The 14,536-nt window shown below is 60.7% G+C and carries 14 protein-coding genes; 9 read left to right on the top strand and 5 right to left on the bottom strand.

Features of this window, described 5'->3' with window-relative positions:
• Positions 1 to 129 precede the first annotated feature (129 nt).
• Together clpA and clpS are read right to left on the bottom strand one after the other, a co-directional pair.
• A complete protein-coding gene (gene clpA / locus CHR90_RS02255) occupies positions 130 to 2,445 on the bottom strand; it encodes an ATP-dependent Clp protease ATP-binding subunit ClpA (RefSeq protein ID WP_094407302.1) in 2,316 nt (771 codons plus the stop codon).
• Positions 2,446 to 2,448: 3 nt separating this feature from the next.
• Entirely contained in the window at positions 2,449 to 2,775 is a 327-nt protein-coding gene (gene clpS / locus CHR90_RS02250) for an ATP-dependent Clp protease adapter ClpS (RefSeq protein ID WP_094407300.1), read from the bottom strand.
• 349 nt (positions 2,776 to 3,124) lie between these two features.
• Here clpS and CHR90_RS02245 point away from each other — a divergent pair, with 349 nt between their 5' ends.
• The gene (locus CHR90_RS02245; RefSeq protein WP_094407298.1) at positions 3,125 to 3,949 is read left to right on the top strand and encodes a transglutaminase-like domain-containing protein; all 825 of its coding nucleotides are present in this window, start codon (positions 3,125 to 3,127) and stop codon (positions 3,947 to 3,949) included.
• 53 nt (positions 3,950 to 4,002) lie between these two features.
• On the opposite strand, the gene CHR90_RS02240 is transcribed toward CHR90_RS02245, so the two are convergent.
• The 3 genes from CHR90_RS02240 to fliI form a co-directional block, all read right to left on the bottom strand.
• Positions 4,003 to 6,072: a methyl-accepting chemotaxis protein gene (locus CHR90_RS02240; protein ID WP_094407296.1), complete on the bottom strand. Its 2,070-nt coding sequence runs from the start codon at positions 6,070 to 6,072 to the stop codon at positions 4,003 to 4,005.
• 218 nt (positions 6,073 to 6,290) lie between these two features.
• Positions 6,291 to 6,710 (bottom strand): hypothetical protein, encoded by a 420-nt coding sequence (locus tag CHR90_RS02235; protein ID WP_094407295.1) that lies wholly within the window; start codon positions 6,708 to 6,710, stop codon positions 6,291 to 6,293.
• Entirely contained in the window at positions 6,707 to 8,038 is a 1,332-nt protein-coding gene (gene fliI, locus CHR90_RS02230) for a flagellar protein export ATPase FliI (RefSeq protein WP_094407293.1), read from the bottom strand. The genes CHR90_RS02235 and fliI overlap by 4 nt, the downstream gene beginning before the upstream one ends.
• A 176-nt stretch (positions 8,039 to 8,214) precedes the next feature.
• Here fliI and ctrA point away from each other — a divergent pair, with 176 nt between their 5' ends.
• The 8 genes from ctrA (at position 8,215) to CHR90_RS02190 (ending at position 14,529) form a co-directional block, all read left to right on the top strand.
• Positions 8,215 to 8,928 (top strand): response regulator transcription factor CtrA, encoded by a 714-nt coding sequence (ctrA, locus tag CHR90_RS02225; RefSeq protein WP_094407314.1) that lies wholly within the window; start codon positions 8,215 to 8,217, stop codon positions 8,926 to 8,928.
• Positions 8,929 to 9,124: 196 nt separating this feature from the next.
• On the top strand, positions 9,125 to 9,742 hold the full coding sequence (locus tag CHR90_RS02220; RefSeq protein ID WP_094407291.1) for a GbsR/MarR family transcriptional regulator: 618 nt from the start codon (positions 9,125 to 9,127) through the stop codon (positions 9,740 to 9,742).
• A 2-nt stretch (positions 9,743 to 9,744) separates the two neighbouring features.
• Entirely contained in the window at positions 9,745 to 11,085 is a 1,341-nt protein-coding gene (locus CHR90_RS02215; RefSeq protein ID WP_094407289.1) for a cytochrome ubiquinol oxidase subunit I, read from the top strand.
• 5 nt (positions 11,086 to 11,090) lie between these two features.
• A complete protein-coding gene (locus CHR90_RS02210) occupies positions 11,091 to 12,104 on the top strand; it encodes a cytochrome d ubiquinol oxidase subunit II (RefSeq protein WP_094407287.1) in 1,014 nt (337 codons plus the stop codon).
• An 86-nt stretch (positions 12,105 to 12,190) separates the two neighbouring features.
• Complete coding sequence (locus tag CHR90_RS02205; protein ID WP_094407285.1) at positions 12,191 to 12,583, top strand: DUF6152 family protein; 393 nt, start codon at positions 12,191 to 12,193, stop codon at positions 12,581 to 12,583.
• Between the two features lie 2 nt (positions 12,584 to 12,585).
• Positions 12,586 to 13,056, top strand: coding sequence for a DUF6644 family protein (locus tag CHR90_RS02200; protein ID WP_170941260.1), 471 nt, complete (start codon positions 12,586 to 12,588; stop codon positions 13,054 to 13,056).
• Between the two features lie 84 nt (positions 13,057 to 13,140).
• Entirely contained in the window at positions 13,141 to 13,812 is a 672-nt protein-coding gene (locus tag CHR90_RS02195) for a MarR family winged helix-turn-helix transcriptional regulator (protein WP_094407283.1), read from the top strand.
• Between the two features lie 15 nt (positions 13,813 to 13,827).
• The gene (locus CHR90_RS02190; protein WP_094407281.1) at positions 13,828 to 14,529 is read left to right on the top strand and encodes a hypothetical protein; all 702 of its coding nucleotides are present in this window, start codon (positions 13,828 to 13,830) and stop codon (positions 14,527 to 14,529) included.
• Positions 14,530 to 14,536: the final 7 nt, after the last annotated feature.

Raw genomic sequence — 14,536 nt, 5'->3', positions numbered from 1 at the left:
CCGCGACGACGTATTTGCATATAAAATAATAGGTTAGAGCGCTTGTCATGAGCCAAAGCGAACGGAAAGCGCTCTAGGGCATCGAGCGTCAAAAACACTGGGGCCGCTCTTCCGAGCGGCCCCTTTGCTTTACTCGACCAGTTCCGCTTCTGGCTCGGTCGCCTTCAGCCCGGGGGCGGAGGTTACGAGGAAGGCGAGGTCACCGTCGCCACCGACATCGACCTGCACATGCCCACCGTGGGTGAGCTTGCCGAACAGCAGTTCTTCCGCCAGCGGCTTTTTCACCGTCTCCTGGATCACCCGGGCCAAGGGCCGGGCACCGTAGAGCGGATCATACCCCTTCTTCGCCAACCAGGCTTTGGCGGCATCGGTCAGTTCAAGAGCGACATGGCGCTCCGCGAGTTGCGCTTCGAGTTGGATGATGAATTTATCCACCACCCGGTCCATCGTTTCCGGCGTCAGGTTGCCGAAGGGCACGATGGCGTCCAGCCGGTTACGGAACTCCGGCGTGAACAGCTTCTCGATGGCTTCCTTATCCTCGCCCACGCGGCGGTCGCGTTCGAAGCCGAAGGCGGCCTTTGCCATGTCCGCCGCGCCCGCATTGGTCGTCATGATCAGAATGACGTTACGGAAATCGACCACCTTGCCGTTATGGTCGGTCAACTTGCCGTGATCCATCACCTGCAACAAAATGTTGTACAGATCTGGATGCGCCTTTTCGATTTCATCAAGCAGCAGCACGCAGTGGGGCGTCTGATCGATGGCATCGGTCAGCAGCCCGCCTTGGTCAAAGCCAACGTAACCCGGCGGCGCGCCGATCAACCGGCTGATCGTATGCCGTTCCATATATTCCGACATATCGAAACGCTTCAGCTCGATGCCCAGCAGGCGGGCAAGCTGGCGGGCTACTTCGGTCTTCCCCACCCCAGTCGGGCCGGAGAAAAGGTAGTTCCCGATAGGCTTTTCCGCGTCGCGCAGCCCGGCGCGCGCCAGTTTGATGGCGGTTGCCAGTGTCTTGATTGCGCCTTCCTGACCGAAGACCACCGTAGACAGGTCACGCTCCAGGGTTTTCAGCACTTCGCGGTCGTCGGAAGAAACTGCCTTTGGCGGAATGCGGGCGATCTTGGCGACGATGTTTTCCACATCCTTCACCGTAATCGTCTTCTTGCGCTTCGAGAGCGGTAACAGCATCTGCGCCGCGCCCACTTCGTCGATCACATCGATCGCCTTATCGGGCAGCTTGCGGTCATTGATATACCGCGCCGCCAGTTCGACCGCCGTGCGAATGGCTTCGTTGGTATAGCGCACTTTGTGATGCTGTTCGTAATAAGGCTTCAGGCCCTTCAGGATTTTGATCGAATCTTCGACCGACGGTTCGGCAACATCAATCTTTTGGAAGCGGCGCACCAACGCACGATCCTTCTCGAAGTAGCTGCGGTATTCCTTATAGGTCGTGGAGCCGATGCAGCGCAGTTGGCCCGAGGCCAGCGCCGGTTTCAGCAGGTTCGATGCATCCATCGCCCCGCCAGAGGTTGCCCCGGCGCCGATGATCGTATGGATTTCGTCGATGAACAGCACCGCATTGGGATGGGCTTCCAGTTCCGCCAACACCTGCTTCAGCCGCTCTTCGAAATCGCCGCGATAGCGGGTGCCCGCCAACAGCGCACCCATATCGAGACCGAAAATCGTTGCCGTCCGCAGCACGTCCGGCACGTCACCATCGACGATACGCTTGGCCAGCCCCTCGGCGATGGCGGTTTTACCGACGCCCGGATCGCCGACGTACAGCGGATTATTCTTGGTGCGGCGACACACAATCTGGATCGTGCGCTCCACCTCTGCTTCGCGGCCGATCAGCGGATCAATCTTGCCGACAGCAGCTTTTTTGTTGAGGTCGATGCAATAGGCTTCCAGCGCCTCCTGCCCCTTCTTCGTCTCCTTGCCTTCCTTGGTTGGCCCGGCGGCGGGTTCGTCTTCAGCCCCCGTCGTGCGCCGGTTTTCCGAGCGGCCCGGCACTTTGGCAATACCGTGGGAGATGAAGTTCACCGCATCAAACCGGCTCATATCCTGTTCTTGCAGGAAATAGACGGCATGGCTTTCCCGTTCCGAAAACAGCGCCACCAGCACATTCGCCCCGGTCACTTCCGCCCGGCCTGACGATTGCACGTGGATCACGGCGCGCTGCACGACCCGCTGGAACCCGGAGGTGGGCTTGGCGTCGTCGGTCCGGCTGGTAACGATATTGGAGAGTTCGTTATCGAGATAATTGGCAAGGTCGCGGCGCAGCTTGTCGAGATCGACCCCACAGGCGCGGAACACGGCGAGTGCATCTTGATCATCGGTCAAAGCCATCAGGAGATGCTCGAGCGTCGCGAACTCGTGCCGACGCTTGTTAGCAAGCTCCAGGGCCAGGTGCAGGCTCTTTTCAAGGTTCCGCGAGAGCATAGGCTACTCCTTCTCCAAAGTGCACTGCAACGGGTGCTGGTGCCTCCGTGCGAAATCCATCACTTCCGTGACCTTGGTTTCCGCTACCTCGTAGGTGAAGACCCCACACACCCCAACGCCACGCTGGTGGACGTGCAGCATAATCCGCGTGGCTTCTTCCTTATTCTTCTGGAAAAATCTTTCGAGAACGTGAACGACGAACTCCATCGGCGTATAATCGTCGTTCAGCATAAGCACCTTGTACATAGAGGGCTTCTTGGTCTTCGGCTTCGCCTTGACCGCTACCCCCGTATTGGCGCCTGGATGGCCGTTTTTAAGATCGTCGCTCATTCTGACCGAAAGATTGGAAGGATAAGGGTTGGAGAGACGGGAAGGATGATCCCCCCTCGGACCATAGACCGGCAGAAGGGGGCTATTCATCATATGAGATGAAATCCGTTCTAGAAAAGAGGCCTTCTATCGCAGTGCCACAGGTTTTAACCGTGCGCGCGGCTAACCCTCTGAATTCGCTAACTTAACGCCGTTAAATAGAAAGACTGTCAGCGAGGCTTGGGCGGCGCGGCGGTTGCAGTGGCGAGGCTTTACGCCTAGCCTTTTCCCTGTCGTTGAGCCGGTGACATGCGGTTACTGGAGAGAGCTTCGATCAACGCCCCCTGCCCTGCTGGACCGAGGCTCGCCCATGTTCATCCGTTATGGTTATGAAATTACCCTAACCTGCCCGCAAACGACCGCCCTCGTGTGCCTGCTATCGGTTACATCGGATCGGATTGCCGACATCCGCGTTGCGGAAACGATCGTCATCACCCCGCCGGTGCCGACCCAGGAGTATTACGACCTTTTCGGCAACCTGTGCCGCCGCCTGCTCGCCCCGTCCGGCGATATAACGATCTCAGGCGATGCCACGCTAGAAGACAGTGGCCAGCTTGACCGGGTGAACCCCTTGGCCCGGGAGGTCGCCGTGACCGATCTTCCCCATGAATGCCTCGTGTATCTGATGGGAAGCCGCTATTGCGAGACCGATAAACTTAGCCAGATCGCCTGGGATCTCTTCGGGTCGCAACCGCCGGGCTGGGGCCGGGTGCAGGCGATTTGTGACTTTGTTCATAATCATATCCGCTTCGACTACATGCAAGCCCGCTCCACCCGCAGCGCTTTCGAAGTTTATCATGAACGGGTCGGCGTCTGCCGCGATTACGCCCATCTCGCCTTAACCTTCTGCCGCTGCCTGAATATTCCCGCGCGATACATCAATGGGCATTTGGGTGATATTGGCGTGCCTGTCGTCGATCCAATGGATTTCAGCGCGTGGATCGAAGTGTTTTTAGACGGTGCTTGGTATACGTTCGATCCCCGCAATAATAAGCCCCGTATTGGCCGCATTATTGTCGCGCGGGGGCGGGATGCGGCGGATATTCCGCTGATTAACTCCTTCGGCCCGCACGTGCTGAAATCCTTTCGGGTCTGGACCTATGAAGTGCCAACCCCGCACCAGGGCCAGACGTAAAAAAGCTGGCTGCCGCGTCGCGACAACCAGCTTTTCACGCCGTCTTTTTAGCCTTAGGCCGCGCGGATATTCCCCAGGAACTGGGTGATTTCGGCGCGCAGGGAGTTTCCGGCCAGCGTCAGCCGGTCAGCGGCTTCCAGCACCACATGGGCGGCCTGCTTGGTTTCGCCGGCGCCCAAGGTGACATCGGCGATATTTTCCGACACATGCTGCGTGCCGGTGGCGGCCTGCTGCACATTGCGGGTGATTTCCTGGGTCGCGGTCCCCTGCTCCTCCACCGCCGCAGCAACGGTCGAGGTAATCTCGTTCATCCGGTCGATGGTCTTGCCGATCCCTTCGATAGACCCAACGACGGCACTGGTTTCGGCCTGCACCCCGGAAACCTGAGCAGTGATTTCCTCCGTCGCCTTCGCGGTCTGCTGGGCGAGGCTTTTGACTTCCGCCGCCACCACGGCGAAGCCCTTACCGGCTTCCCCAGCGCGGGCGGCTTCGATGGTCGCATTCAAGGCCAGAAGATTGGTCTGGGCGGCAATACCGTTGATCATCGTCACCACTTCGCCGATACGCTGGGCCGCATCGCTGAGCTGGCGAACCTGGGTGACGGTACGCGCGGCCTCGTCGGTCGCTTTCAGGGCGATGGAGGCACTTTCCTGAACCTGACGGCTGATCTCGCGGATCGAGCTGCTGAGTTCTTCCGACGCAGCCGCCACGGTTTGCACATTGGCCGAGGCTTGTTCGGACGCGGCGGCAACCGCGGCTGCCTGATCGTCGGTCCGGGTGGCCGTATCGCTCATCACCGTTGCCGTGGATTGCATCTGATCGGCCGCGGCGGCCATTGCCGACAGAATATCCGCCGTCCCGCTGCCAAAGGTCGCGATAAAGGCCTCAACCTTCTGCTGCCGCTCGAGCTTTGCCGCCTGTTCGCGGACCTGTTCGTCATGCAACTCATCGGCTTCGATGGCTTTCAGGCGCAGGTTTTCAATCGCCCCGGCCATCTGACCGATTTCATTCTGACGCTCGATGAAGGGCACCGCCTGATCGCGCTGACCATTGGCGAGCGTGGTCACGGTTTCGGTCAGCTTGAACAGCGGCGCCAAAAGCTGGCGCTGCATCAGGAAAATCAGCCGCAGCAGCGCAAAGCCCGTGACCAGCACCAACAGGCCGACTAAGGCAAGATTGCGATAGGCTGTGCTGATTTCGGCATCGGCGCGGCTGCGGCTTTCTTCCAGCGCGGCGTTTCGCAGTGCCATGATGCTTTGCAGTTGCGGAACAATCTCGGTGACCATTTCGGTCACGCTTTTGCTATAGGGCGCCTGGGCGCGCGATTCATCGAGATGTTTGGCGACGATAGCGCGGCCCCGCGTCATATACCCGTCGGTCATGGCCTGCTGGGCCGCGACCAAGGTCGGCGTTGCCCCGACCTGGGCGATCCCATTGCGCAGACGCTCGGCCAGGGTTTCCACCCGACCGCGCAATTGTTCGACCCGATCCGCCTCGGCGGGCAGCAGCGGACGCTGCGCGGTCATCCCGGTCCCCAGCGTCGCCGCCTGCTGACCGGCGCTTTCGCGCATATCTGCCGCCAGACGGGCCAGCGTATTGAGTGCCGCAACGGAAGGATCGGCAATCGTCGTGCGCGCTTCCAGTTCGTTCAAAATCGTATCGGTCTGGGCGCTCAGGGCAAACATGCGCTGGAAATACCCCAGAACGATATCCCCGCGCTGGCTGCGCGGCTTCATCACATCGGCATCGACGGCGGCCCGAATGGACGCCAGATCGCGTTTCACTGCTGTCAGCGCGCTGATCATCACTGGCTGCCCGAGGGCGGTCAGCGCGGTGCCGACCTTTTCGACACTGGCATCGACGGACTTGCGGGCGTCGGCCAATTTCGCCAGCGCCGCAGGATCGGCCGCATTCGGCGCCGCCAGCAGATTATTGGACGGGCCGCGTTCCAGCGCCAGCACTTCGACCAGACGCAGCGTATCGGCAAAAACCGCCGCTGTTTCCGATGCCCGTGTTTTCGACGAAACAATCGCAACCTGTGACCAAAGTATCTGTACCGCGAGGGCAAAGACACAAAGACAGATTACAATTAACCCAAACTTAACCCGCGCCCCGATGCTCATCTTTGTCACTGTCGGCTCCGAAAGACGAAATCCCAATGGCGGCGGACCCTATTAGGACGGCTTGCCTTTGGTCAAGATTATTAATCTATGAATATTTTAGGGGAGTTGTTTAAAAATGATTCGTATTTTTACTGTCGGTTAATTTTTATACATTCGTAACAGAACAGGGGATGCGCACGACAGAATAGAATAAGCCGATCAGCGGAAAAGACGGGTTTTTAAGCATCCTTGCGCAAATGCGCGACCTGTGCGATTTCATCAAGGCGGATTTGCGCTTTGCGCTCCATCTCCGCTTTCTCGCGGGCAAGGCGATTGGCTTCCGCCACTTCGAATTTTTTCAATTCGCGGTAAGCCTCTGTCACCGCATCTTCCGCCTTTAAAATCTGCTCGCCGATTTGCAGGCGATTCTGCACCAATTCCTCGCGGCGGCCCTTCGCCCATTCGGCATAGGTCGGCCAGAAGCGCGCCAGCAGCAAATCATTGGCGGCCAACCGGCGTTCGTTCGCCACCTCCTGATCGAGCGCAACGATGGACGCATCAATCTCGGCCGCCAAATCCTCCAGCGCCCTCAGCTCGCGCCGCCGTTGATCCAGTTCGAACTTGCGAAAGCGGATCAGCGGCTTAAGGCTCTTGCTCACCCAACACCGCCGCTATTTAGAATATCGGCAAGCTGGTGATAGCCCTGCACCAGATCACCGCGCTCGCGCTTACCTTGCGCCAAGAACTGTTCGATCAGCGGATAATAGCGGATCGCCTCGTCGGTCTTCGGGTCGGAGCCCGGACGATAGGCGCCGAGGCGGATCATCTCCGCCATATCTTCATAGGCCGCTAGCATCTGCCGGGCGCGGGAAACCACGGCATTCTCATCATCCGTATTACAGCCGGGCATGACGCGGCTGACCGAGCGCAAGATATTGATGGCCGGATAACGGCCCCGGTCGGCAATGGCGCGTTCCAGCACGATATGCCCATCCAGAATACCACGCACAGCGTCCGAAATCGGCTCGTTATGATCGTCGCCTTCAACGAGAACTGTGAACAAACCAGTGATCGACCCCGACCCGCGCAGCCCCGGCCCGGCCCGCTCTAAGAGGCGCGGCAGTTCGGCAAAAACCGACGGGGTATACCCCTTGCTGGCGGGCGGTTCGCCGACCGACAGGCCAATTTCGCGCTGGGCCATCGCAAAGCGGGTGACGCTATCCATCAGGCAAAGGACATTCTTTCCCTGATCGCGGAAATATTCGGCCACCGCCAGCGTCAGATAGGCCGCTTGGCGGCGCATCAGCGGCGGCTGGTCGGAGGTGGCGACGACGAGGACCGAGCGCGCCAGCCCTTCTTCCCCCAGGTCTTCGTGAATAAAGTCCTGCACTTCGCGCCCGCGCTCGCCGATCAGGCCGATCACGATGACATCGGCGGAAGTATAGCGCGCGATCATCGACATCAGCACCGATTTACCGACGCCGGACCCCGCGAAAATCCCCATGCGCTGACCGTTGCAGCAGGTCAGGAACTGATTGAGCGCGCGCACGCCCATATCGATTTTCCCAGCAACGCGCTGGCGCTTATGGGCGGGCGGCGGGGCATTGCGCAGCGGATAGGCGATATTGCCCGCGTTCAGCGGCCCAAGATCGTCAATCGCCTCGCCCATGCTGCCGACGACGCGGCCCAGCCAGCTTTCGTGCGGGTAGATCACCGGATCGGTCTGCGACACTTCCGCCCGGCAACCAAGGCCAACGCCGTCTAGCGTGCCGAAGGGCATGGCCAGCGCCCGTTCGCCCTTAAAACCGACGATTTCCGCCGGAACGCGCCGGTCGCCGCGCGCGATGATCGTGACCCGGTCCCCCACCGACAGGGCGCGCTGCACCCCGCCGATTTCAACCATCATGCCGAGAACGCCGACAATGCGCCCGTGCAGCACATGGTCGGCCATCCGGCCCAGGCTGGAGATAAGATTATCGATCAGCATCGCGCCGCTCCCCTTTGATCGGCTTGGAGAATAGCCGATTCACCCAGGAAAGGAAATGACAAGAGCGACTCGCGGGTCGCATATTTCCTTGCTTTTGGTCTGAAAATTAGGGAGAGTTAACGGGAATTAACCATTCTGCTGGGTTGTTGGGCAACCCGAATTTGGTGGGGGATATCATGCGCATTCTCTTAGTGGAGGATGATGCCGCAACCTCGAAAAGCATCGCGCTGATGCTATCGTCGGCCGGCTATATTGTCGATACCACCGACCTTGGCGAAGACGGCGTTGAGATCGGCAAACTCTATGATTACGACATTATCCTGCTCGACCTGATCCTGCCGGATATCGACGGGTACGAGGTGCTGCGCCGTTTCCGTCAAGCGCGGGTGCGCACGCCGATCTTGATCCTGTCTGGCCTGTCGGAACTCGACCACAAGATTAAGGGGCTGGGCTTCGGCGCCGATGATTACCTGACGAAACCCTTCGATAAGCGTGAGTTGGTGGCCCGTATTCAGGCCATTGTCCGCCGCGCCAAGGGCCATTCGGACTCGGTCATCCGTACCGGCCGCTTGACCGTTAATCTCGACACCAAGACCGCCGATGTGGACAATAAGCCGCTGCATCTGACCGGTAAGGAATATGGCATTCTGGAACTCTTGGCGCTGCGCAAGGGCACGACGCTGACCAAGGAAATGTTCCTGAACCATCTCTACGGCGGCATCGACGAACCGGAACTGAAGATTATAGACGTGTTCGTGTGTAAGCTGCGCAAGAAACTGAGCACGGCGACCGGCGGCGATAATTATATCGAAACCGTTTGGGGGCGCGGTTACGTGCTGCGCGAGAACAGCACGGAAGCGGCGCCCGAACCCGCGCAAGCCAGCGCCTAACCCGTCCAATTCCCCCGGCAATAGGATCTTTCGATCCTATTGCCATGCCCTATAAATAGCTTTTTAATTAATATTTAAAAATATTCTTTTTATCTCTCGCCGCCCCTCTTCGCTCAAATTCCGTCACCGCCCCCTTGCCGGGCGGTTTTTTTAGGTATAGTAATTTCAGAAATTCCTGAAATTACGGAATCAACCGATGGACCTTTCTCCGCTTTTACAATCCTTCGTGCTGCATTTCGGCGAAATGGGCAGCCGCTGGGGCATCAACCGCACGGTCGGGCAGATCTATGCCCTGCTGTTCGCCGCGTCAGAACCGCTCAACGCCGATCAGATTATGGAGAAGCTCGGCTTCTCCCGCTCCAACGTCAGCATGGGGCTGAAGGAGCTTCAGACCTGGAACTTGGTGCGGCTGGTGCATAAGCCCGGCGACCGGCGCGACTATTTCACAACGCCCGACGATATTTGGGCCATCGTCCGCACCCTGGCCGAAGAGCGTAAAAAGCGCGAGGTGGACCCCACCCTCTCGATGCTGCGCGAACTTTTGATGCAGACCCCGGCCAATGCCGACGAGCGCCACGCCCAGGGCAGGATGCGCGAGATGCACGATCTCATCGAGCTGCTGACCCGCTGGTATGGCGACGTGCAGGGCCTCGATACCGACCGGCTGGTGATGCTGCTCTCGCTCGGCGCGCGCGTGCAGAAGATTCTCGAAATCAAAGACAAGCTCACCACCCTGCCGGGTCGCCGCAGCAAACCTGCCGCCCCGGCCAGTGAACCCCCATTCGACCCCGATCTTGACCCTGGGAGGGACTGACGATGGACCCAACCCTACTGGCGCGGATACAGTTTGGCGCCAATATCTCCTTCCATATTCTCTTTCCCACCATCACCATTGCCCTTGGTTGGGTGCTGCTGTTCTTCAAAATGCAGTACAATCGCACGGGCAATCTGAAGTGGATGGAGGCCTATGGCTTCTGGGTGAAAATCTTTGCCCTCTCCTTCGCGATGGGCGTGGTTTCCGGCATCACCATGAGCTTCCAGTTCGGCACCAATTGGCCGGGCTTCATGCAGACCGTCGGCAATATCGCCGGACCGTTGCTGGCGTATGAGGTGATGACGGCGTTTTTCCTCGAAGCGGTCTTTCTGGGCATTATGCTGTTCGGCTTCCGCAAGGTTGCTGGCTGGGTGCATACGCTGGCGACGTTCCTGGTCGCCTTTGGCACCACCCTCTCCGCTTTCTGGATCATCGTGCTGAATTCCTGGATGCAAACGCCTCAGGGCTTCGAGATGCGCGACGGCGTGGCCCATGCCACCGATTGGCTGGCCATCGTCTTCAACCCGTCGATGCCCTACCGGCTTACCCATATGTTAATCGCCTCCGCCCTCACCGTCGCCTTCCTAATCGCCGGTCTATCGGCCTATCGCTGGCTGAAGGGTGACCGCAGCCCCGCCGTGCAGGCCGCGCTTAAAACCGGCGTTTGGCTCGCTGCACTGCTCATTCCGGTGCAAATTCTCGTCGGCGATATGCACGGGCTGAATACGCTGGAGCATCAGCCCCAGAAGGTGGCGGCGATGGAAGGCAATTGGGAAACCGGGCCGAAGGTGCCGTTGCTGCTCTTCGCCTGGCCGGACGAGGCTGCGCGGGAGAATAAAGCAGAAATCGGTATTCCCAGTCTCGCCAGCCTGATCCTGAAACATGATGTGGACGGCGTCGTTCCGGGCCTCAATGACTATATCGGTACCCATCCGCCGGTGAAGCCCGTGTTCTTCGGCTTCCGGGTGATGGTCGGCACGGGCCTCGCGATGCTCGCGCTCTCCTGGCTCGGGGCTTATGTCTTGACGCGAAAGGGCCGCCTAACGCCCTGGCTGGCGCGCGCCTTCGTCGCCATGAGCTTTTCCGGCTGGGTTGCCACCTTGGCGGGCTGGTACGTCACCGAAATCGGTCGCCAGCCGTGGCTGGTGACGGGGGTTCTGACCACCGCCCAGGCCGCCGCCCCGATCCCGGCGCCGATCTTGGGTCTGTCGCTAACCGCTTACCTGACCGTCTATGCCGTGCTGCTGACGGCCTATATCAGCGCGCTGTTCTATCTGGCCCGCAAAGCGGGGGGCATCACCCCCGCCCCCGTGGGTCGTGTCTATCCGGCTGCGGCGGAGTAACGACCATGCTAACCTTATTCGGCGATCCTGCGGTCTGGCTGCCCCTGGTATTTGCCGGGCTGATGGGCCTCGCCATCCTGATCTATGTCGTCCTCGACGGGTATGATCTCGGCGTCGGGCTGCTGTTCGCCGCCGCCGATCCTGCCGATAAAGACCGGATGATTGCCGCCATTGGCCCCTTCTGGGACGCCAACGAAACCTGGTTGGTGCTGGCGGTTGGGTTGCTGCTCGTCGCTTTTCCTGCCGCGCACGGGCTGATCCTGACCGCCCTTTACCTGCCGGTGCTGGTGATGCTGATCGGTCTGATCCTACGCGGCGTTGCTTTTGAATTTCGCGCTAAGGTGAAGCCGGCTCAAAAAGGCTGGTGGAACGGCGCCTTTTTCGCGGGATCGCTGATGACCGCGCTGTCGCAAGGCTGGATGCTGGGCTTTTATGTGATGGGCCTCAACGATACCCCGGCCACCTATGGGTTCGCGGCGCTCACCGCCGTCTGCCTCGCTGCCAGCTATGCCTTCATCGGCGCCACTTGGCTGATCTATAAAACCGAGGGCGCTTTGCAGCGGCAGGCGGTGCGCTGGGCGCGGGTCGGGCTTGGCTTCCTCGTGCTCGGGCTTGCCGCCGTCTCCGTCGCCAGCCCCTGGGTCAGCGCGCGGATTTTCGAGAAATGGTTCAGCCTGCCGAACTTCATTCTGCTGGCCCCGCTGCCGTTGGGCTGTGCCGCGCTCATCACCGGGGTATGGATCGTGCTGCGCCACCTGCCGACCGGGTCCGACCGGTTCGCCTGGGTGCCCTTTGCCGGGGCCGTAGGGATTTACACGCTGGCCTTCTTTGGCCTCGCCTATTCCTTCTTCCCCTACGTAGTGCCGGAGAAACTGACGATCTTCGCCGCCGCCAGCGCCCCCGAAAGTCTGATGATCATGCTGGTCGGCGCGCTTTTCGTGCTGCCCGCCATCATCGGCTATAGCGCCTTTGCCTATTTCGTCTTCCGCGGCAAAGCGACAGAGTTGCGCTACGATTAAGACTTTACCGGGGGAGGGGCTTGCGCTTCCCCCGTAATCCTCCCAGGTTAGGGGCAGTCCGAACCTTTTCCTTAAGGGTGCACGCCATGCCCTTTCGTCCCGCTACCCTGGCGGCCCTTGGCCTGGGGCTGATCCTCACCGCCGGTATCCTGGCCCCCGCTGGCGCCCATCACGGTTGGTCGTGGGCGGAAAGCGAACCCTTCGAGCTCACCGGCACCATCGAGCGGATTTCGATGGCCCCGCCGCACCCGACGCTGCACGTCAAGGCCGCTGACGGTACGGTCTGGCAGGTCGATCTTGGAAACCCCAACCAAACCGCCCGCTCGGGCTTCACCGGCGAGACCGCGAAGCCGGGGGATGCCATCCGTGTAATCGGCAACCGCGCGCTGGATAAGAAGGCCAGCCATATGAAGGCGGTCCGCATCACCCTCGCGGGGCAAAACTACGATATGTACCCCGAACGCTTACCGAAACCCTAAGCGTGCCGCTGGTCGATTGGCTGGCAGCGACGCCGGTCGCGGCGGCGCTGCGCGCCTCCCCCACGCTCTACCTGCTGATCAATGCCGCCCATATCCTCGGCATCGGATTGATCATGGGGGCGATCCTGCCGCTCGATCTGCGGCTGATGGGCGTGTTGCGCCATCCCCCTGTGCCCGTCATCGGGCCGTTCTTAGTCCGCACGGCGGGGGTGGGCGTCGCCCTCGCGCTGATCACGGGGCTCGCCTTATTTGGGGTCAAACCTGCCGACTATTTGGCGAACGGCGCTTTCTTAACAAAGCTCGGCCTTTTGACCGCACTCGCCGGATTAATCGCGATCCAGCACGCTAACCCCGGCTTCCGGGCTACCCTGCACGGCGGACTCATCCCTCTTTCGGTTCGCTGTGTCGCGCTTCTGTCCAGTCTACTATGGCTTGCAACCTTGGTCGCTGGCCGTTGGATCGGGTTTCTGTAGAAAAATATACTTCGGCAGCCAAAGCAACTTGACTCCCGCATCGTATCGGTCTATTTCGGTAGCCGAAGCATAGGAGCCGCCGCGATGGAAACCCCGTTCGACAAGATCAACGACCCGATTGGCCTGCGCGTCGCTGCTGGCCTGTCGCGGCTGGCGCTGGCCTTAAAGACCAATGCCCAGCAGGGGGCCGCCCCGCATGGCCTCTCGCCGACGCAAAGCCAAATCCTCGCGCTGCTGCGCAATCAGGCGGAGGGGATGCGCCCTAGCCTGCTTGCGCAATCGCTGGCGATCAAAGCCCCCGCGATGACGGAAGCCCTGCAACCGCTGCTGGCGCGCGGGCTGGCCGTGCAAAGCCCCGACCCCCAGGATGGGCGCGCCAAGCGGATCGCGATCACCGATGCAGGCTTCGCTCTGCTCGCCACCATCGCCGATTGGCCGGATGCGCTGCTGCAAACCGTGGCCGAGCTGCCCCCCCAGGAACAGGCGATCTTCTACCGGGTTATCTTGAAGATGATCCGGCAGATGCAGGTCAGCGGCATGATCACGCCGGGGCGCCTGTGTATCACCTGCACCCATTTTAGGCCGAATGCGCACGCCGATGCGGAGACCCCGCACCATTGCGCCCTGGTCAATGCCCCCTTCGGCGACCGGCACCTACGGCTCGACTGCCCCGAACAGCAGCCCGCCGCGCCCGACGCCGCCGAAGCGGCGTGGCTAACCTTCCTCAACGCCCCGCCGCCGTCTCTGCCGATCTAATCTAAGGAAATCCCAATGAAAATTCTTGCCAGCGCGGCCTTTGTGGCCGTGACCGCCCTCGCTTTGCCCGTCGCCGCCCAAGGCATTATCAGCGCCCCAGCCGCCGCCGTGGCCGCCCCCTTCGATCTGGTCGAAACCAGCATCCGCAGCGAGGGGGCGCACCTCGTCTTCCGCAGTCAGGTGCGGGCTGAGGCGGGAGCGTCCCGTCCAGCGGCCACCGGGCAGTTCGCCGGGTCGGACGTCTATGCCTATGTCTGGCCGACCAGCCTGAACAGCGGCGCCATCGGCTTTGCCCAGGATCAAGGGATTGTCGCCCTCGCCGTGACCTTCCACCCGGATTTTGATGATGGCGCCAAAGGGGCCAAAAACCGCCACGTCTGGCATTCCCACTGGGTTGTGCTGGCCGAAGACAAAGCCTGCGGCGGCGGCCTTAAGGTCCGCGATATCCCGGCGGGGAGCAAACCCAAGCTGCCGGAAACTTGGCCGGGGGTGCCGCTGCTGATCGACAGCCCCGACTATCCGCTGGTCTTCGCGGGCGAGGCGGTGGAAGTGCGCGTTCCGAAAGCCGCCATCGGCGCGCCCGCCGATTTCAAGTTCGATGGGGTGACGGCAGGCCTCAAGGTCAACGGTAATCTGCACGCGCCACTGCTGTGCGTGAACGCCGTGTTCAAGGTCGCCTCCGGCACTCTCAGCCTTCCCGGTTCGGTCAAACCCTAAGGTTTAG

Source organism: Elstera cyanobacteriorum (assembly GCF_002251735.1).
GTDB lineage: Bacteria > Pseudomonadota > Alphaproteobacteria > Elsterales > Elsteraceae > Elstera > Elstera cyanobacteriorum.
The sequence above is the reverse complement of the archived record's forward strand: the minus strand, read 5'-3'. Positions and strand labels throughout refer to the sequence as shown.